Source organism: Ruegeria sp. HKCCD6604, from assembly GCF_013110635.1.
GTDB lineage: Bacteria > Pseudomonadota > Alphaproteobacteria > Rhodobacterales > Rhodobacteraceae > Ruegeria.
This window is the reverse complement of the sequence record NZ_WVQW01000002.1, coordinates 352,032-370,187: the sequence shown is the minus strand read 5'-3', so window position 1 is coordinate 370,187 and position 18,156 is coordinate 352,032. Positions and strand designations below refer to the sequence as shown.

General features: G+C 58.8%; 18 protein-coding genes. 7 read left to right on the top strand and 11 right to left on the bottom strand.

Annotation, left to right across the window (positions count from 1 at the left end; translation table 11 throughout):
- Nucleotides 1-55: 55 nt before the first annotated feature.
- Nucleotides 56-1,633 carry a gamma-glutamyltransferase gene (ggt, locus tag GS614_RS09880; RefSeq protein ID WP_171726141.1) on the top strand — a complete coding sequence of 526 codons (1,578 nt, stop codon included), beginning with the start codon at nt 56-58 and terminating at the stop codon, nt 1,631-1,633.
- Nucleotides 1,634-1,668: 35 nt separating this feature from the next.
- Here ggt and hspQ read toward each other — a convergent pair whose 3' ends face one another.
- Complete coding sequence (hspQ, locus tag GS614_RS09875; RefSeq protein WP_117872061.1) at nt 1,669-1,995, bottom strand: heat shock protein HspQ; 327 nt, start codon at nt 1,993-1,995, stop codon at nt 1,669-1,671.
- Between the two features lie 80 nt (nt 1,996-2,075).
- On the opposite strand from hspQ, the gene GS614_RS09870 reads away from it, so the two are divergent.
- A complete protein-coding gene (locus tag GS614_RS09870) occupies nt 2,076-2,966 on the top strand; it encodes an AEC family transporter (RefSeq protein WP_171726140.1) in 891 nt (296 codons plus the stop codon).
- 52 nt (nt 2,967-3,018) lie between these two features.
- Nucleotides 3,019-3,600, top strand: a complete 582-nt coding sequence (locus GS614_RS09865) for a lytic transglycosylase (RefSeq protein ID WP_152459251.1) — start codon at nt 3,019-3,021, stop codon at nt 3,598-3,600.
- Between the two features lie 14 nt (nt 3,601-3,614).
- Here the strand turns inward: GS614_RS09865 and GS614_RS09860 are convergent, their stop codons facing one another.
- The 4 genes from GS614_RS09860 to GS614_RS09845 form a co-directional block, all read right to left on the bottom strand.
- A complete protein-coding gene (locus GS614_RS09860) occupies nt 3,615-4,211 on the bottom strand; it encodes an outer membrane lipoprotein carrier protein LolA (RefSeq protein ID WP_152459252.1) in 597 nt (198 codons plus the stop codon).
- Between the two features lie 39 nt (nt 4,212-4,250).
- Nucleotides 4,251-7,172, bottom strand: coding sequence for a DNA translocase FtsK (locus GS614_RS09855; RefSeq protein ID WP_171726139.1), 2,922 nt, complete (start codon nt 7,170-7,172; stop codon nt 4,251-4,253).
- A gap of 14 nt (nt 7,173-7,186) precedes the next feature.
- Complete coding sequence (locus GS614_RS09850) at nt 7,187-8,368, bottom strand: aminotransferase class I/II-fold pyridoxal phosphate-dependent enzyme (protein ID WP_171726138.1); 1,182 nt, start codon at nt 8,366-8,368, stop codon at nt 7,187-7,189.
- 108 nt (nt 8,369-8,476) lie between these two features.
- Nucleotides 8,477-9,805 carry an amidase gene (locus tag GS614_RS09845; protein WP_171726137.1) on the bottom strand — a complete coding sequence of 443 codons (1,329 nt, stop codon included), beginning with the start codon at nt 9,803-9,805 and terminating at the stop codon, nt 8,477-8,479.
- 52 nt (nt 9,806-9,857) lie between these two features.
- Between GS614_RS09845 and GS614_RS09840 the strand changes: the two genes are divergently transcribed.
- The gene (locus tag GS614_RS09840) at nt 9,858-11,120 is read left to right on the top strand and encodes an FAD-dependent monooxygenase (RefSeq protein ID WP_253285327.1); all 1,263 of its coding nucleotides are present in this window, start codon (nt 9,858-9,860) and stop codon (nt 11,118-11,120) included.
- On the opposite strand, the gene GS614_RS09835 is transcribed toward GS614_RS09840, so the two are convergent.
- The 4 genes from GS614_RS09835 to GS614_RS09820 all read right to left on the bottom strand — a co-directional run bounded on the left by GS614_RS09835 (nt 11,117) and on the right by GS614_RS09820 (nt 13,746).
- Nucleotides 11,117-11,302 (bottom strand): Trm112 family protein, encoded by a 186-nt coding sequence (locus GS614_RS09835; protein ID WP_171119907.1) that lies wholly within the window; start codon nt 11,300-11,302, stop codon nt 11,117-11,119. The two genes, GS614_RS09840 and GS614_RS09835, sit on opposite strands and share 4 nt — an antisense overlap.
- Nucleotides 11,299-11,940 carry an LON peptidase substrate-binding domain-containing protein gene (locus GS614_RS09830; protein ID WP_171119908.1) on the bottom strand — a complete coding sequence of 214 codons (642 nt, stop codon included), beginning with the start codon at nt 11,938-11,940 and terminating at the stop codon, nt 11,299-11,301. Before GS614_RS09830 ends, GS614_RS09835 begins: the two co-directional genes overlap by 4 nt.
- A gap of 27 nt (nt 11,941-11,967) precedes the next feature.
- Nucleotides 11,968-12,882, bottom strand: a complete 915-nt coding sequence (gene trxA / locus GS614_RS09825; RefSeq protein WP_171726136.1) for a thioredoxin — start codon at nt 12,880-12,882, stop codon at nt 11,968-11,970.
- Between the two features lie 75 nt (nt 12,883-12,957).
- Nucleotides 12,958-13,746, bottom strand: a complete 789-nt coding sequence (locus GS614_RS09820; RefSeq protein ID WP_171119910.1) for an exodeoxyribonuclease III — start codon at nt 13,744-13,746, stop codon at nt 12,958-12,960.
- A 242-nt stretch (nt 13,747-13,988) separates the two neighbouring features.
- Here GS614_RS09820 and GS614_RS09815 point away from each other — a divergent pair, with 242 nt between their 5' ends.
- Nucleotides 13,989-14,807, top strand: a complete 819-nt coding sequence (locus GS614_RS09815; RefSeq protein WP_171233758.1) for a DUF2189 domain-containing protein — start codon at nt 13,989-13,991, stop codon at nt 14,805-14,807.
- Between the two features lie 216 nt (nt 14,808-15,023).
- Here GS614_RS09815 and GS614_RS09810 read toward each other — a convergent pair whose 3' ends face one another.
- Nucleotides 15,024-15,710, bottom strand: a complete 687-nt coding sequence (locus GS614_RS09810) for a response regulator transcription factor (RefSeq protein ID WP_117872957.1) — start codon at nt 15,708-15,710, stop codon at nt 15,024-15,026.
- 162 nt (nt 15,711-15,872) lie between these two features.
- Here GS614_RS09810 and ribA point away from each other — a divergent pair, with 162 nt between their 5' ends.
- Both ribA and GS614_RS09800 read left to right on the top strand, forming a co-directional pair.
- Nucleotides 15,873-16,964: a GTP cyclohydrolase II gene (ribA, locus tag GS614_RS09805; RefSeq protein ID WP_171726135.1), complete on the top strand. Its 1,092-nt coding sequence runs from the start codon at nt 15,873-15,875 to the stop codon at nt 16,962-16,964.
- Nucleotides 16,961-17,461, top strand: a complete 501-nt coding sequence (locus tag GS614_RS09800) for a L,D-transpeptidase family protein (RefSeq protein ID WP_171726134.1) — start codon at nt 16,961-16,963, stop codon at nt 17,459-17,461. The genes ribA and GS614_RS09800 overlap by 4 nt, the downstream gene beginning before the upstream one ends.
- On the opposite strand, the gene GS614_RS09795 is transcribed toward GS614_RS09800, so the two are convergent.
- Complete coding sequence (locus GS614_RS09795; RefSeq protein WP_170345592.1) at nt 17,445-18,104, bottom strand: YggS family pyridoxal phosphate-dependent enzyme; 660 nt, start codon at nt 18,102-18,104, stop codon at nt 17,445-17,447. The genes GS614_RS09800 and GS614_RS09795 overlap by 17 nt on opposite strands.
- Nucleotides 18,105-18,156: the final 52 nt, after the last annotated feature.

The window sequence follows — 18,156 nt, the reverse complement described above, 5'->3', positions numbered from 1 at the left end:
GACAATCGCTGATCAGTGAATAGCTTTCTCTTGTTCCAACGAGAGAGAATTCGCCATGCGTGATCTGCATAATCCGGGCCGATCCGAAGTTTTTGCCACGCAAGGCATGTGCGCGACGTCGCATCCGCTGGCGGCCAAAGTGGCCATCGATATCTTGGGCCAGGGCGGCAACGCGATGGATGCCGCGATTGCCGGGGCTGTTCTTTTGGGGATTTGCGAACCTCAGATGACCGGATTGGGCGGCGATTGCTTCGTTCTGTTCAATCGCGCCGGCGAAAGCAGGATACGCGCACTCAACGGATCGGGTCGCGCGCCGGCTGCCGCGCACTCCCAGGTGTTGCGCGATGAGGGCCTGTCATCCGTACCTTTGAATGGGCCGGATGCCGTGACCATTCCCGGAGCCGTCGATGCCTTCTGCCACCTGGCCCAGACCGAGGGTCGCCTGGGGTTGGGCGCGATTTTGAAACCGGCGATTCATTATGCTGAAGCGGGTGTTCCGGTGGCTCCTCGGGTCGCTTTCGATTGGAAATCGGGTGCCGCAACACTTCAGGGCGCCGCCCGCGACCACTATCTGATTGACGGGCAAGCCCCGTCGATCGGGCAGGTTTTCCGTGCGCCGGGACAGGCGGAGGTTTTGCGCCAGATCGCGGCCCACGGGCGCGACGCGTTCTATTCAGGTGAAATCGCCGACGATATGATCACCGCGCTTTCGGAAAGGGGTGGTGTCCATTCCGCTGAGGATTTTCATCACACAAGATGTACTGAAACGCAGCCGATACCTGGGGCCTACAAAGGTGTGGATCTGGTGGAACACCCGCCGAACGGCCAGGGCGCAACCGCGATTTTGCTGCTGAATATCCTCAAGCATTTTGACATGGCCTCGATGGATCCATTCGGAGCAGAGCGTATTCATATCGAAGCCGAGGCCACCAAACTGGCCTATGACGCTCGAAACCGGTTCATCGCGGATCCCGACCACATGGCAAGAGTGGAGCGCTTTCTGGATCCGGATATCGCTGCCAGACTGGCTGCTTTGATCGATCCCCAAAAGGCGATGCCTGCTGCGGCGCCTCTGACCGAAGCGGTTCACAAGGACACGGTTTACATCACCGTCGTCGACCGCGACCAAATGGCTGTTTCGCTGATCTATTCGATCTTTCACAGCTTTGGATCCGGTATCGCGTCGGAAGAATACGGCATATTGCTGCAAAACCGCGGGGCAGGATTCACATTGCAACCCGGCCACCCCAACGAACTGGGCGGCGGCAAACGCCCGATGCACACGATCATTCCGGGAATGTTGGCGCAGAACGGTCGGGTCACGATGCCATTTGGTGTCATGGGCGGTGCCTATCAGCCAACCGGACACGCGCGTTTCGTGTCAAATCTTACCGATTTCGGGCTTGGGTTGCAGGAAAGCATCGATGCGCCGCGCGCCTTCTTTGACGGATCGGTTCTGAAACTGGAACGTGGGTACAGCGAGGCGATCGCGAAACAATTGTCCGATATCGGCCACAATATTGAAGTGCCGGAAACACCTCTTGGCGGAGCGCAAGCGATCCGAATCCGAAACGACGGCGTTTTTGAAGGCGCCAGCGACCCACGCAAGGACGGCTGTGCGCTTGGATACTGATCTGCGGCAGACCTACGCCCGCCGGTTCGGCTCTGCTAGTTCAGGTGGAAATGCAGGGGGTATGAACCATCTTCGAACGGTCCGAACATATTGGGAATATCCGGGTGCTCGACCGGTTCGCCTGAATAGTCTGCAACCAGATTTTGTTCTGAAACATAAGCAACATAGAAGGATTGGTCGTTCTCGGCCAGCAGATGGTAGAACGGTTGCTCTTTCCTTGGGCGGCTGTCTTCCGGAATTGCCTGATACCATTCTTCGGTATTCGAAAACTCGGGATCCACGTCAAAAATCACCCCTCGAAAAGGGTGTTTCTTGTGACGAACCACCTGGCCCAAGCCGTATTTTGCACGTGTCTTTAGCATTGTATCAGCCCCCAACGCTTTTTTTACCCGTTTCCGGGCGGAAAAGCCAATCATTGATGTGAAAATCAGGGAAACAGTCTGTGAACCTTATACTGACAGTGTTCGAAATCGTGGCGCCGGTTTTTCTGTTGGCGGCTGTTGGTTTTACATGGGTTAAGCTGGGTTTCGAATACCGCCTGCAATTCGTCACGCGCTTTGCAACGATGCTGGCAATGCCCAGTCTGATCTTTGTTGCCCTGATGCAAACCGAAATCCCGGGCAGTGATCTGTCGCGCTTCACGATGGCGACGCTGGTCGCAAATCTGCTGCTGGTGGTTGTGTTCTGGTTGATCGTTCGAGGGCTGAGACTGGACCCGCGAACATATCTGTCGCCTTTGATCTTCGGCAATACCGGAAATCTGGGCCTGCCGCTGTGTATCTTTGCCTTTGGTCAGATTGGTCTGGGATATGCTGTTGTCTTTCTGTCAGTTACCGCATTGTTTTCTTTCACTTACGGGATTTATCTGGTCGCCGGGAAAGGTGCGTGGGGACAGGTTGCGCGCCAACCAATGGCCTGGGCGACGATCCTTGGCGCAGTGTTTTTGTGGCAAGGATGGCAGACGCCGACATTTCTGACCAACACGCTGGAGCTTTTGGGGCAAATGGCCGTCCCGCTGATGTTGGTCACGTTGGGTGTGGCAATCGCCCGCCTGACCTCGCACAGCCTGGGGCGGGCGCTGTGGCTGTCAGCGCTGAAACTGGCGGTGTGCTTTGCGCTTGGATGGGGAATCGGAGGATGGTTTGATTTGGGTACGATCGCATTTGGCGTTCTGGTTCTTCAAATCTGTACGCCGGTTGCCGTAACCTCTTACCTGTTGGCCGAACGGTTCGGGGCCGATTCCGATGCCGTCGCCGGCATGGTCATGGTGTCCACAGTGCTTTCCGTAGCGGCGTTACCGGCTGTTCTGGCTATCATTTTATGGCGATTGTGATTTCCTCAGCGCTCAATCTGCGCTAGAATACACAAAAAAAGGCACGAGGCACATGAGCAGAATTCTTTTCGTACTCCTAGGGGTGCTGCTTCTGGCATCCTGTGGGGGCGGCTCTAAACAGCCGCCCAGCAGATTAAACGATGCGTGCAGTATTGCGCGTGAAAAACCCGACTATATCAAAGCCTTCAAGAACACCGAGCGCAAATGGGGCGTACCGGTTCACGTTCAGATGGCGACCATCTATCAGGAAAGCCGCTATCGGCACGATGCGCGCACTCCGCATAGATACGTATTGGGCGTCATCCCGATGGGTCGTCAAAGCAGCGCTTACGGCTATGGTCAGGCACTGGACGGCACATGGGAACAGTACCAGCGTGAAACAGGAAAACGCCGGGCCAAGCGCGATCGCATCCGCGACGCCTCGGATTTTATCGGCTGGTACATGAACAAAAGCTACGAGCGAAACGGTATCCACCCGGCAGATACGCGCAATCAATACCTGGCCTATCACGAAGGTCACACAGGGTACGCCCGTGGCAGCTACAACAGCAAATCCTGGTTGTTGAACGTTGCCAATGACGTGGACGCACGCGCACAACTATATCAGGCACAGTTGGCAAACTGCCGGTATTGACACATACAAGCGGGTCAGCGATTGCCTGACCCGCTTCTCTTTTTGTCCGAGAACAGCTTCTGATCAAGGCGACCGCCTTCATTCATGGCGCCCAGCAATACCGTTGTCTGGCTGCCCGCATTGTCGTGAATCACCCACTTGCGCAGCTCGACCGGATTGTCCGTGAACATCAGTTCGATCCGGCCCGCTTCGGGGTTCTTGGGATCCTGCGCGGTGACGACGGTGGCCGTGCCGTCAAAGCTGTGACCTACAACCATATTCGCCTGGCTCAGGTTCACGTTGCGCGCCAGCACGATGGACAGCGGCGTGCGCTTAAGCGGGTATTGCTCGGGCGGCTGGTTCGATTTCGGATCAAAGATCTGAACGCTTCCGGATCTTGCCAGCACCACGGCACTGTTGGGCGGGTCATATTCAAACCGCATCTTGCCGGGGCGCTGCATCCACAGCTTGCCGGTGCTCAGCGAGCCATCGTCATTCACCTGGGTGAATGTCGTCTGAACCGTCTTCAACCCGTTCAGGTAATTGGAAATCTGCGAGAGCGGCAGCTTCTCCGCCGCCCATGCGGCGGGTGCGGCCAGTGTCAAAGCAAGGGCAAAAGCAATCTGTTTCATGCCGTACAGATAGGTCTTCTGCCCTTGTTATTAAATATCCTATTGCTCGGGGACGAGGATTTCGCGTTTCCCGACATGATTTGCTGACGAAACAACACCTTCGTCTTCCATTTGCTCAACCAAGCGCGCCGCCTTGTTATAGCCGATGGCAAGTTTCCGCTGGATATACGAGGTCGAGCATTTGCGATCCTTGATCACGATTGCCACCGCCTGATCGTACAACGCGTCCTCTCCGTTCGTATTGCCGCCTGTGTTCAGGCCCAAAACGGCATCGATATTGTCAGCCTTTTCCTCGGCCGGACCGTCGACGACACCGCCAATGTAGTCCGGCGGACCGAACTGTTTCAGGTGGTTGACGACTTCCTCGACCTCTTCATCTGAGACAAAGGGTCCGTGGCAGCGGGTAATCTTGGCACCCCCAGCCATGTAAAGCATGTCGCCCTGCCCCAGCAGCTGTTCGGCCCCCATTTCACCCAGAATGGTGCGGCTGTCGACTTTCGACGTCACCTGGAAGGAAATCCGCGTTGGGAAGTTCGCCTTGATCGTACCGGTGATCACGTCGACCGAAGGGCGCTGTGTGGCCATGATCAGGTGAATGCCCGAGGCCCGCGCCATCTGCGCCAAACGCTGGATGCAGGCTTCGATTTCCTTTCCCGCCACCATCATCAGGTCGGCCATCTCATCGACGATGACGACGATATAGGGCATCGCTTCGGGCGCGAATTCTTCCGTCTCGAATGTGGGTTCGCCGGTTTCATCGTCAAACCCGGTTTGCACCGTGCGGCTGAACATCTCGCCTTTGGCCAGCGCATCCTTCACCCGGCCGTTATAGCCCGCGATGTTGCGGACACCCATTTTGGACATCTTGCGATAGCGATCTTCCATCTCACCCACGACCCATTTCAGGGCGACCACCGCTTTTTTCGGGTCGGTCACAACCGGTGAGAGCAGATGCGGGATGCCGTCATAGACCGACAGTTCCAGCATCTTCGGGTCGATCATGATCAGGCGGCATTCATCCGGCGTCAGCTTGTACAGCAGCGACAGGATCATGGTGTTGATCGCCACCGACTTACCGGAACCGGTTGTACCAGCAATCAGTAGGTGAGGCATCTTGGCGAGGTTTGCCACGACGGACTCGCCGCCGATATCCTTGCCCAAGGCCAACGGCAGTGCCTGGTTGCCATCGCCAAAATCGCGGCTGGCCAGGATTTCGCGCAGAACCACCATTTCGCGGTTTTCGTTCGGCAGTTCGATGCCGATCACCGAACGGCCCGGAAGGGTCGAAACCCGCGCTGACAGTGCCGACATCGAACGCGCGATGTCATCGGCCAGGCCGATCACGCGGCTTGCCTTCAGCCCCGGAGCGGGCTCCAGTTCGTACATGGTGACGACCGGGCCGGGGCGAACGCTGACGATCTCACCCTTCACGCCGTAATCATCCAGCACGTTTTCCAACATCCGCGCGTTTTCTTCCAAGGCTTCATCACTCAGATGGTGGCGCTGAATGCTGGCCGGATTCGACAAAAGGCCCAGGGGTGGCAATTCGAAGTCCGAGTGCCGCTCTTCAAAGGATAGTGCAGGCTGTGCCTCGGCCTGTGCGCGGCGAGACGGTTGCGGTGTGCGGCGTACCGGTTGCGCGACCACGGGCTTGCGCGGTTCGGCTACCGGGATTTTCATCGCCGGCCGTCGTTGCAAAACAGCTTCTTCGACATCCTCGAATACCTCGTCCTCCAGATCCGGCTCGGGTGCATAGTGGTTCCGCATGGGTTCGGGCGCATTTTCAAACGGCGTGGATTCTTGCCAGTCTGGCATGTCACCCGCTGTTACGGGCGGCTCGGGCGGCAGTCCTGCTGCTGTCACCGGCGGTTCCATTGGCAGGCCATCCGGCTGGCTTGCGTTCAGGATCAGCGGGCCCGGGCGACGGCCACGGCCCTTGGTCAGCGGAAGGTTCGGGTCGGGTTCGGGTGTCAACTCACCGGTGGCCACTTTTCGATTGCGCACAGCGGCCGAGATTTTCGAACGGATGCGATCTTCACCCGGCATTTCGTCGAAACCCGCGATTGGTTCCGGATCGACCAGCTCTGGCTCGGGCATGGGATCGGGGCGCCTGATGAGTGACGGCATACGCGCCAACAGACCGGACTTGACCGGAGGTTCGGGACTTTCCGGTTCAGGTTCTTCAAAGATTGGATCGGTATAAGCCAGATCATCCTCGAACACGGCCTCGGCCCCTGCGGTTCGCGCAAGTTTGCGCTCTTCCCATTGCGCGCGACGATCTCGTGCCGCCTGCGCAGCCGAGGCTGCACCACGGCCCATCAGGGTCATCAGCATATCATATGCCATCACAAGCCCCAGCAAGAAGGCCCGGAAACCCCGCTTGACATCGGTTTTGGTGAAACCCAGCACAAAAATACCCAGCGCAATCATCCCGACCGCCATGGCCAGCGACATCAGCTTCACCAGAAAATGTGACGAAATCGGCAACAGCGTCAACAACGCGCCCATGACCGTATCGCCGAACAAACCGCCCAGACCATAGCTGTGGGTCGCGCGCCAGTCTGCATCAGGAACGAGGGTTGCGGCATACACCGAGACGACGGCGATCCAGATCGGCGCAAAAATCAGACGCGCAATGGCGCGATCTTCCCCGAAATGGCCCGCAAACCGAAAACCCCAACCGATCAGAACCAATGCGATGCCCCAGCTTCCCCAGCCGACGATCATGAACAAGGGTGCGGCGATCGAGGCCCCAATCCGCCCCATCCAGTTTTGCACCGGCGCGTCGGTGGACACCATCCAGTTTGGATCATCGGGCGTGTAGGACCAGATCATCGCGGCCGCAGCCAAACCCAACAGGATCAGGGCGATGCCAATCAACTCCTTGCTGCGTCGCTCAAGGGCTGCCTGCGTTGTGCTGTCCAGCAATGGATCGCGGTTGCGCGCGTTATATGATGCCATTTTGCCCTCGTACCTCACGAATAGATGCAGTCGCGGAGTGTGATCAGACCACGCTGCAACTCTGTTTTTGGGGCCACCAATGCAGCCCGAATAAATCCTTCGCCCGGGTTCTTTCCCGGATCGCCTTGTGAAAGATATGCGCCCGGCAGGACCCGGACACCGGTTTCCGTCCAGACTTTCAATGCGGTGTCTTCACCATTCTCGACCGGCAGCCACAGAAAGAAACCGGCCTCGGGCGCCATATAGCCCTGCACGCCTGCGAATACCTCATCCGCAATGGCGTACTTTTCCTGATACAGCGCGCGGTTTTCGCGAACGTGTTCCTCATCCGCCCAAACCTTTGCCGCGGCAGCTTGCAAGGGCAGAGGCAGAGGCGACCCGGCATAGGTGCGCAACTGCTTTACCTGTTTGATCGTCTTTGGGCCACCGGCGATAAGCCCCGACCGCAAACCGGCCAGATTCGAACGTTTGGAAAGTGAGTTGAACAGCGTGATCCGTTCAGGATCAGCGCCCAGCTCCTGCGCGACAGTCAGAACACCTGTCGGGGCTTCTTCACGGTAAATCTCGGAGTAACACTCATCCGCAAAAATACGGAAATCGTACCGCTCGGCCAGGCGGATCAGGTCGGCCCAATACTCGCGCGAGGCAACGGCCCCCTGCGGATTGGCGGGTGAACAGATATAGGCCACGGCGGTGCGGTTCAGCACGTCCGCAGGCAGGCCGGCATAGTCCGGCAGATGGCCCGTCGCGGCGGTGGCGGGCACAAAACAAGGCTGCGCGCCCACCGACAGCGAGGCGACCATGTAGACCTGATAAAACGGGTTCGGGCACAGGATGATCGGCTGCTGACCGTTCTTCTGTTCCGGGCACAAAGCCATGGCGGCGTTGTATAGCCCCTCGCGCGTGCCGTTCAGCGCCATCACGTTGGCATCAGGGTCCATCTGAACCCCATATCGCCGCTTGATCCAATCCGTAATCGCCGTGCGCAGGTCATCCGACCCTTCGTTCGGGGGATATCCCTGGAACCCGGCGGCGTTTTCCATGATGACATCCGTCACCCAAGCCGGAAAATCATGTGTCGGTGCACCAATGGTCATGTGAACGACATCACCGCCCGGCTGATGGTGATTCAACAGGGCGCGCAGACGCGGGAATGCATAAGCCGGTAGGTTCGAAAACCGCTCGGGGAAAACCATGGTACTGCCTCAATATCGGGGTCATTGGCGCCCCGTTTTTTTGGCAGATTACAGTCCGTGTGCCTCTTCGTCCAGACAAAGAGGTTCCGAATCAGGGGATTGTGGCATTCAGGCCAGCACCGTTTCCGCTGCCGAACCCAGCCGCAACAACGCCTCTTCCGAGCCGGGATAGCCCAGCATCATCAACCCGCAGCCGGGCGTTCCGGTGGGCAGGCTCAGCGCCGCCAGCCCCATCAGATTGCCAATCCGCGTGTTCCGCAAGGCCAGAAGATTCTCGGTTACGTAATAGTCGTGATCGCTGAGCAAGCGCTCCAGATTGGGCGGCAAAATCGGCGCTGTCGGCGCCAGAACCGCATCAAACCCGGCGGTCGCCACGTCCCAGGCGCTGCGGCATGCCTTGAGTTTGGCCCAGGCCGCCACATAGTCGGGGCCCGAATAGCCCATGCCAATGCGGAAGCGTTCGAGAATCTCGGGATACATTGCCTCGGGCTTGGCTTCGATGACATCGCGCCACAGCCCATAGGCCTCGGTCGTGTATACGATGCTGGTCAACGTCATGGCCTCGTTCAACTCGGGAACTTCCAACGGCACGATCTCGGCCCCCGCGTCGGCAAGTTGGGCAACGGCTTCGTCATATGCCTTGCGCGGTGTGTCGCGCAGGTCGTCCTTGGCAATGTTCTGCAATTCGGCAAAACGGCGTCCTTTCAGCGAAGCGCCACGCAGATCAGCAGGTGTTCCCCCCTCGAGCAGAGCCAGCACATGCGCCGCGTCCTCGACCGAACGCGCCACAGGTCCAACCGTGTCGAAACGCAGGCACAGCGGCACCACACCCTCCAGGCTGAGCCGCCCCGCAGTGGTTTTCAGCCCCACCAGATCATTCCAAGCCGCCGGGATACGCACCGAACCACCCGTGTCCGAGCCGATGCCACACGCCGCCAACCCCCACGCGACCGAGGCCGCAGCCCCCGAAGACGACCCCCCGGGCACTGCCGCCTCGTCATGAATGCAGGGCGGGGTTTCGGTGATCGGATTCAACCCAAGGCCGGAAAAGGCCAACTCGCTCATATGTGTTTTACCCAGGCAAACGGTGCCCATCTGAGTGGCATTGCGCAGCACCAGCGCATCCGCATCCGGCACGCGATCCTTCAGCAGAGCCGAACCCGCCTCGGTCACGGTGCCGGCGGTGTCGAACAGGTCTTTCCAACTGATCGGGACGCCATCCAGCAGCGACCGGCGCAGGCCCAGTTGCGCGCGTTGCCGAGCGGCTTCAGCCTCAGCCCGGGCGCGGTCATGGGTAATGCGGGCATAGATGCGGTCCCGATGCGGATGAGCGTCAATAGCGGACAGGTAGGTTTCCGTCAGTTCGACCGGATCGATCTGACCCATGCCAATGCCACGGCCCAAATCACACGCGGTCATTGTCAACCAATCCTGCATCTCATCCCTCCCGGTTTTTCGTCTTTGGGTGACGGTAGCGACAGGACTGCACATGGACAATCCCGAAAGGGCGCGCATATTGCAGGGCATGACACAGGCTTCTGACATTCTGATCGTGGGCGGCGGGTTGAACGGCCCGGCTTTGGCGCTGGCACTGGCACAAACCGGTCATTCGGTCACGGTGATCGATGCGTTGGTCGAAAAGGTGCGCAGAAACGCGGCATTCGACGGGCGCGCCTATGCGCTGGCTCTGGCCTCACAGCGTTTGTTGGATGCCATCGGCATTTGGGACCGCGTCGCGCAGCACGCCCAACCGATGCTGGAAATCAAGGTCACAGATGGACATGCCGGAACGGGGCCATCGCCTTTTTTCATGCATTTCGACCATGCCGAAATCGAAGAAGGCCCGATGGGATATATGGTCGAGGATCGCCACCTGCGCCGTGCTTTTCTGGACGCGATGGCCGAAGAACCGCGCATCACCCAGGTAAGCGGCAAATCCGTCGTTTCGCAACAGGCCGACGCGGCCAGCGTGACCGTGACGTTGGATGACGGCACAACCCTGGGCGGCAGCCTGCTGGTTGGCTGTGACGGTCGCCGCAGCGGAACCGCGTCGCGGGCCGGCATCAAACGCACCGGTTGGGATTACGGCCAGACGGCATTGGTCTGCGCCATCGAACATGAGCTGCCGCATAATGGCATTGCGCATCAGTTTTTCATGCCACCCGGTCCGCTGGCGATTCTGCCGTTGACTGGCAATCGCAGTTCCATCGTCTGGAGCGAACGCACCGACACCGCACAGCACATCAACGCCCTGCCCGAGGATGACTACGTGCAAGTGCTACGCCCGCGATTTGGCGATTTTCTTGGTGAAATCAGTCTGGCGGGTGATCGTTTCACTTATCCGCTGAACCTGACCATCGCCAATTCCTTCATCAATGATCGCATGGCGCTAGTCGGGGATGCCGCGCACGGAATGCACCCCATTGCCGGTCAGGGCCTGAACGCTGGCCTGCGCGATGTCGGCGCTCTGGCTGAGGTTCTGACTTTGGCGGGACGGCGCGGCGAGGATATCGGCTCGTTGATGGTACTGGAGCGCTATCAGGAATGGCGCCGTTTCGACACGGCCTCGCTGGCGATGGCGACGGATATCTTCAACAAGCTGTTTTCCAACGACAACCCGCTGCTGCGGCTTGGGCGTGACATTGGCATGGGGGTTGTCGGCGCTTTGCCCGGCCTCCGTCGCGGTTTCGTTCGCGAAGCGGCCGGGCTGACCGGGGATCTGCCCAAGCTGTTGCAAGGGCGCCCGATTTAATCCAGCTGCCGGGCCTCATCGACCAGCATGACCGGAATGCCGTTGCGGATGGGAAAAGCCAAACCCGCCGCTTTTGAAACAAGCTCTCGCTTTTCGGCGTCATAGTGCAGGGTCGTATGCGTCTGAGGGCAGATCATCGCCTCGAGCATGTGGCGATCAAAGGCGTGTTCAGGATCGGTCATTGCAGTTTTTCCTCGTTTGATCCGCCGCGCAAGGCGAATTCAATCAGCGTCACCAACGTTTCGCGCCGGGTGCGCAGGCAGGGGGCTTCCAGCAGGGCCTGTTTGTCCTCGGGGTCGAAATCCAGAAGCATCGACAGGGAATTCACCAAAAGCTCATCCTCTGCGTCCTTGAGCGAATCCCAGTCGGTGGACAATTGACGGGATGAAAAGAAACGCTCCAACAGTGTCAGGAACGCGTTGCGGTCAAACCCGTTGTCTTTCTCGGCCTTTCCCAGATCACGGTCGAACCCGTCCCACGAGACCGCGCACCTCCGGTAGGGCGTGAACGAATCCAGCTCTGACATGACCCTGAACCGGGATATGCCGGTCAACGTGATCAGGTACCGGCCATCTTCGGTTTCCGAAAACTGCGTCACCCGCCCTGCGCATCCAATACGGTGCAGCTTGTCGTCGTCATTGACCGAAGGATTCGGCTGAACCATTGCGATCAACCGTTCCTTGGTTTTCAACGCGTCGTCCAGCATCTGAAGATAGCGCGGCTCGAATATGTGAAGCGGCAAGCGCGAACGCGGGAGCAGCAGCGCCCCGGGCAAGGGAAAAACTGATACCGTTTCCGGCAGGTCGGCGGGATGCATCATGTATCCGAGTCTAGCTCTGATGAGAGATTAGGCAAATATCATCGAACTGAGTTTGCGACGTCCGTTCAGAACAATCGGGTCATTGGACTTGAGCGCATCGAAGATGGTGAAAAGCTGTGTCTTGGCTGCGCCTTCATTCCATTCACGATCCCGGCGGAACAGTTCCAGCAATTGTGCCACGGCTTCTTCCACATTGCCGTTCGCATGCAGCGCCTGCGCCAGATCAAAGCGGGCTTGATGGTTGTCCGGATCCGCCTCGACAGCCGCCGTCAGCTCGGCGACGGGGCCGGCATCTGCTGCCTGCTTTGCAAGCTCCAGCTGCGCATGTGCGGCCTCCAGCTCGGCCGATGTGGAGATCTCGGCCGGAGCGCCGTTCAGGATCGCTTCTGCCTGCTCCAGATCACAGGTGGCGATATGCGCCCGCACCAGCCCACCGTACGCCGCGGCGTGGTTCGGATCTTCACCGAGAATTGCGGCAAAGGTCTGAGCCGCGTCCGCAGCCGCGCCTTCGGCAAGCATTTCCTCAGCAGCCTGCACGGCATCATCCAGTTGGCCCCCCGGGCTTTCCCCCCCTGCGGCTTCGATCACACGGTCGACGAAAGCCTTGATCTCGGATCCCGGCAACGCGCCTTGAAACCCGTCCACAGGCTGGCCCTTGAAAAAGGCATAGACGGTCGGGATCGACTGGATGCGCATTTGCGCGGCAATTGTCTGTGCCTCATCCACATTGATCTTGACCATCTTCACCGCGCCTTTCGCGGCTGTCACAGCCTCTTCCAGCATCGGCCCAAGGGTTTTGCACGGGCCACACCAAGGTGCCCAGAAATCGACGATCACAGGTGTTTCCTGCGAGGTTTCCACCACATCGGCCATGAAAGTGGCCTCGGTCCCGTCTTTGATCAGATCGGTTGCTGGGGCGTTTCCGCCGTTCAGAAGGTCCATGGCAATCACTCTTTCGTTCGAACTTGCGCCCTATATGCAGCCGCTTGCCGCGGAAACCAAGTGCTGAGTTGCGGATCAGACGTCGAAACTGGCAAAGACCGGAGCGTGATCGCTTGGTTTTTCCCACCCACGGGCGTCTCGCAGAATACGGCTGGAATGGCCCGCGTTCGAGATATCGGCCGTGGCCCAGATATGGTCCAGCCGGCGCCCCTTGTCCGCCGCATCCCAATCCCGGGCGCGATAGGACCACCAGCTGTAAAGCTGCCCTTCCGGGATGTCCTGACGGGTGATATCGACCCAGCCACCTGCTTCCTGTGTCTCGGCCAGATGCTCGACCTCGATGGGCGTGTGCGAGACGACCTTCAGCAGTTGTTTGTGTGACCACACATCATCCTCACGCGGAGCGATGTTCAGGTCGCCGACAAGGATGGATTTAGCCGGCTTTTCCGCACGGAACCAATCGCGCATATCAGTGAGATAGTCGAGCTTCTGGCCGAATTTCTCATTCACCTCCCGGTCCGGCACGTCGCCGCCCGCCGGGACATAGAAATTGTGGATCGTGACACCATTTTCCAACCGCCCGGCAATATGGCGGGCATGTCCGAGACCCGCGAAATCCTTGTCGCCCACCTCTTCCATCGGCAGGCGCGACAGGATGGCGACGCCGTTATACCCCTTCTGCCCGCGCGCGATCATGTGGGTGTAGCCCAGCTCGGAAAACCCTTCAGTCGGGATTTTCTCAACCGGTGATTTACACTCTTGCAGGCACAATACATCAGGGGCTTCTTCTTGCAGCAATTTCAGCACGATAGGCTCGCGCAGGCGAACAGAATTGATGTTCCATGTGGCAAGGGTGAAAGGCATGTCGGGGATTCCTTTGTCGCGATTGGCGCAGGTTAGCGTGGCACAACGCCAGTTGCCACGAGAAAAGGCGGCCCGATGCCAGGACCACAGGCCGGCAGTTAGGCGGGCGTCACATTCATGCTTTCCCTTGCCCTGATATCTCGCCTGATGCAGACTTGTCTGCGAATGAGGAATGTCTGTTTCACCGCTGGGTCTGTTCGCGAACAGACCGGCCCGGCACCATGCTTTGGGAGGAGTGTGTCATGGCATCCGAGACCGCAGGTTCCACGCCACCGGAGAATCTGACGCCTCAGCAGCGGGACATGCCGCAGGTCAACAAGATCACGACGGATGACATCAGGGCGTCGCTGAAAGCCGGGTTTTCCGACTTTCTGGCCCGCCCTGTCCTGAGCGGCTTTTTCGGTCTGTTCTATGCAGTATTCGGAATTCTGCTGGTTTGGGCTCTGATCTGGCTTGGCCAGATCTGGATGATCATTCCCGCCATTGTCGGTTTTCCGCTGGTCGCGCCTTTCGCCGCCGCCGGGCTTTATGAAATGTCGCGCCGCTTGCAGAAAGGCGAAAGCTTTGGCTGGGCTGAAATCCTCAGCGTCATGGCCAATCAACGCAAACGCGAATTGGGCTGGATGGCCTTTGTCACACTTTTCATTTTCTGGGTGTGGATCTACCAGGTCCGGCTTTGGCTGGCGATCATCCTCCAGAACGCATCCTTCTCGGACTTCGACGGGTTTTTGAACACCGTTTTCTTTACGCCGCAGGGTTGGATCTTCCTTGCCGTAGGCACCTGTGTCGGCGCGTTCCTGTCAGCCGTACTGTTTTCGGTGACCGTCGTCGCCATGCCCTTGCTGCTAGACCGGGACACCAACTTCATCTCTGCCATGTTGACCTCATTGCGCGTCGTATCCGAAAGCCCGGCGGTCATGCTCGGCTGGGCGGCGATCATCTCGGTCACCATACTGCTGTCGCTGGTTCCGGCGTTTCTGGGCCTGATCTTTACCCTTCCGATCTTAGGCCACACCACGTGGCACCTTTACCAGCGCGCCGTTGCCCCGGCGGAAGGGTGAACCGCGGCAGAACTCACCTCCACCATTGGTCGAATACCGGTCAGTGCTGCTGTCTGCCTTGTGTGGAAACCGCCCCTCAGCAGCGAAAAAAAGCCGGGCCATTCGGCCCGGCAGTCCAACAGGGAGGTACATGTCATAACCCGGACATGCACGGGTTGGGAGTAACCTAATTATGAGTGCAGAGTATCACTTTGATCCACATCAATCCACAACCAGTTAAGACACGAGCCTATATCCACCCGATTCTGTGACCAAAAGGCGCGCATTGGACGGATCGGGCTCGATCTTCTGACGCAGACGATAGATGTGGGTTTCCAGCGTGTGGGTCGTGACCCCGGCATTGTATCCCCACACTTCGTGCAACAGCACATCCCGTGCCACGACACCGTCGGTTGATCGGTACAGGAACTTGAGGATGTTGGTTTCCTTCTCGGTCAGACGGATCTTGCGGTCTTCTTCCGTGATCAGCATCTTCATCGCCGGCTTAAACGTATAGGGGCCAAGAACAAATACTGCGTCCTCGGATTGTTCGTGCTGCCGCAGCTGAGCGCGGATCCGGGCCAGCAATACCGGAAATTTGAACGGTTTGGAAACATAGTCATTCGCGCCGGCGTCCAGGCCCAGGATCGTATCGGCATCGCTGTCATGACCGGTCAGCATCAGAATCGGGCTTTTGACGCCCTGTTTGCGCATCAGGCGGCACAGTTCCCGCCCGTCGGTATCCGGCAAACCCACATCAAGAATAACCAGATCATAGATCGCTTCGCGTGCGCGCTCCATCGCGGACTGGCCGTCTGACGCTTCGAAAACGTCAAAGTCTTCGGTCATGACAAGTTGCTCGCTGAGCGCCTCGCGCAGATCCTCGTCATCGTCCACCAACAGGATTTTCTTGAGTTGAGCCATTTCCCGATCCTCCAAACGCTTTTCCATCACTTGCGCGCGGAATATGCAATCAACAAGATTTGCTGCAACGGTTTCACGCCTTCGTGTCAGAGTTGGCAGAAATGTTTCACATTTCCTTTCGAAACAGCTAGGAGAAGGGCTGAGCGTTATAGGGTAACATAGATGAGCCTCATCCCCGATATCACCGAACTTCTTGCCCGGGCCCGGGCCGATCTGCGCATGGGCGTTCCTGTGGTGCTGACCGATGACAGTGGCTTTAGCGTTGTGGCGATCTCTGCTGAAACACTCAGCCCACAGCGCCTGGCTGATCTGAAAAAGCTTGGGGAACCGGTGGTGGCCATTACCGGACGGCGGGCTGAAACTCTTAAAGCGCGGGCCTATGACGGTGATCTCGCGCGGGTTTCGATTCCCGCCGATGCAGACATCACATGGGTGCAGGCGGTTGCCGATCCCTCGGACGATCTGAACGCTCCGATGAAAGGGCCGCTTATGACCGAGCGCCACGGTAACGCCAATTTGCACCGCATAGCGATTGCGTTGGCCAAGTCGGCTCGCATTCTTCCTGCTGCGGTCGTCGTGCCGGTCGAAGACGGTCGGGCCTTGGCCGCTTCGCATGGCCTGACCTGCATTGATCACACACGCGCCGCGCCGCATCTGGCGGACCGCAGCGCCTTGCATGAGGTGGTCGCCGCGCGTCTTCCGATGGAAGTCTCCGAGGCCGGTCGCCTGCATGTATTTCGCCCCGAAGATGGCGGAGAAGAACATTACGCGGTCGAAATCGGCCGCCCGGATCGGGACAAGCCGGTTCTGGCCCGGTTGCATTCCGCCTGTTTCACGGGCGATCTGATGGGCAGCCTGAAATGCGACTGCGGTCCGCAACTGCGCGGCGCGCTGGCACAAATGGGGGCCGAAGGGGCTGGCGTTCTTCTGTATCTGAACCAGGAAGGGCGTGGTATCGGGCTGGCCAACAAGATGCGCGCCTATTTTCTTCAAGATCAGGGCTTTGACACGGTAGAAGCAAACCACAGGCTGGGTTTCGAGGATGATGAGCGCGATTTCCGACTCGGGTCGGATATCCTGAAATCGCTGGGTTTCAATTCGGTGCGCCTGCTGACCAACAACCCCGCCAAGATCTCGATGATGGAACGCACGGGTATCGCCGTGACCGAGCGCGTTCCTTTGAAAGTGGGCGAAACCGCGCATAACCGGGGATACCTGGCCACGAAAGCCGCGAAATCCGGGCACTTGCTGTGACCCCAAGTGATTTGGTTCTGACCCCGAACGGCGTTCGGTTTCTGGGCAGAACGTTTCCGTGTTCCATTGGCAAAGGCGGATTGAGCAACACGAAACACGAGGGCGATGGTGCGACACCTACCGGATGCCATCGAATCGTCGGCATGCTTTACCGGCCCGACCGGCTGGTCGCCCCCAACTTCTGGGCGATCCCGATTGGGCCGCGGGACTTGTGGTCGGATGACGTCGAGGACAGCCGCTACAATCACATGGTGCCCGCCCCTTATGCGTTCAGTCATGAAAAACTGCGCCGGGCTGATCCGCTTTACGATCTGGTCCTGTTGACCGACTGGAACTGGCCGAATGCGGTTCCCGGCAGGGGATCGGCGATTTTTCTGCACCAGTGGCGCAGGCCCGGCTACCCGACCGAAGGTTGCATCGCCTTCCGTCGGGACCATTTGCACTGGATTGCAGGGCGAATCTCTCCTGGAACGCGCCTGATCATCCCAGAGGTTTGACCCGCTCGCCGAAAATGGCCGACCCGACGCGGACATGGGTCGCGCCCAAGGCGATGGCCTGCTCGAAATCACCGCTCATACCCATCGACAACCCCTCAAGCCCGTTGCGTGCGGCGATCTTGGCCAAAAGTGCGAAATGAAGTGTGGGTTCTTCATCGACCGGCGGGATGCACATCAACCCGCGCACCGGAAGGTCCAAAGACTGGCATTCCGCGATGAACCCGTCCGCGTCCGCGGGAAGAACGCCGGCCTTCTGCGCTTCTTCACCCGTATTGACCTGAATGAACAAGTCGGGGCAGTATCCCAACTCTTGCGCCAGCCGCGCCAGGGTTTTGGCCAGTTTGGGGCGATCGACCGAATGGATCGCATCACACAGTTCCATCGCCTGCCTGGCTTTGTTGGTCTGCAACGGGCCGATGAGATGCAGATCGACGGCATCGAATTGCTCTTTGAAAGCGGGCCATTTGCTGGCCGCCTCCTGTACGCGATTCTCACCAAAACACCTGTGGCCCTGCTCCAGCACCGCCTGAACCCGTTCGTTGGGCTGCACCTTGGACACGGCAATCAATTTGACCGAACCGGCCTGTCGTTGAGCTTTGGCTTCGGCTTTGGCGATACGTGCGGTGATTTCTTGCAACGACATGCGGCCCTCAATCTGTCTTTGGCGCAGAAAAACACCAAGTCGGCACAAAAGA

Bases quoted from the DNA above. Each gene is read 5' to 3' on its own strand.
- ggt (WP_171726141.1), top strand. From the start codon at position 56: ATGCGTGATCTGCATAATCCGGGCCGATCCGAAGTTTTTGCCACGCAA.
- hspQ (WP_117872061.1), bottom strand. From the start codon at position 1,995: ATGCTAAAGACACGTGCAAAATACGGCTTGGGCCAGGTGGTTCGTCAC.
- GS614_RS09865 (WP_152459251.1), top strand. From the start codon at position 3,019: ATGAGCAGAATTCTTTTCGTACTCCTAGGGGTGCTGCTTCTGGCATCC.
- GS614_RS09860 (WP_152459252.1), bottom strand. From the start codon at position 4,211: ATGAAACAGATTGCTTTTGCCCTTGCTTTGACACTGGCCGCACCCGCC.
- GS614_RS09855 (WP_171726139.1), bottom strand. From the start codon at position 7,172: ATGGCATCATATAACGCGCGCAACCGCGATCCATTGCTGGACAGCACA.
- GS614_RS09850 (WP_171726138.1), bottom strand. From the start codon at position 8,368: ATGGTTTTCCCCGAGCGGTTTTCGAACCTACCGGCTTATGCATTCCCG.
- GS614_RS09845 (WP_171726137.1), bottom strand. From the start codon at position 9,805: ATGCAGGATTGGTTGACAATGACCGCGTGTGATTTGGGCCGTGGCATT.
- GS614_RS09840 (WP_253285327.1), top strand. From the start codon at position 9,858: ATGGACAATCCCGAAAGGGCGCGCATATTGCAGGGCATGACACAGGCT.
- GS614_RS09835 (WP_171119907.1), bottom strand. From the start codon at position 11,302: ATGACCGATCCTGAACACGCCTTTGATCGCCACATGCTCGAGGCGATG.
- GS614_RS09830 (WP_171119908.1), bottom strand. From the start codon at position 11,940: ATGATGCATCCCGCCGACCTGCCGGAAACGGTATCAGTTTTTCCCTTG.
- trxA (WP_171726136.1), bottom strand. From the start codon at position 12,882: ATGGACCTTCTGAACGGCGGAAACGCCCCAGCAACCGATCTGATCAAA.
- GS614_RS09820 (WP_171119910.1), bottom strand. From the start codon at position 13,746: ATGCCTTTCACCCTTGCCACATGGAACATCAATTCTGTTCGCCTGCGC.
- GS614_RS09815 (WP_171233758.1), top strand. From the start codon at position 13,989: ATGGCATCCGAGACCGCAGGTTCCACGCCACCGGAGAATCTGACGCCT.
- GS614_RS09810 (WP_117872957.1), bottom strand. From the start codon at position 15,710: ATGGCTCAACTCAAGAAAATCCTGTTGGTGGACGATGACGAGGATCTG.
- ribA (WP_171726135.1), top strand. From the start codon at position 15,873: ATGAGCCTCATCCCCGATATCACCGAACTTCTTGCCCGGGCCCGGGCC.
- GS614_RS09795 (WP_170345592.1), bottom strand. From the start codon at position 18,104: ATGTCGTTGCAAGAAATCACCGCACGTATCGCCAAAGCCGAAGCCAAA.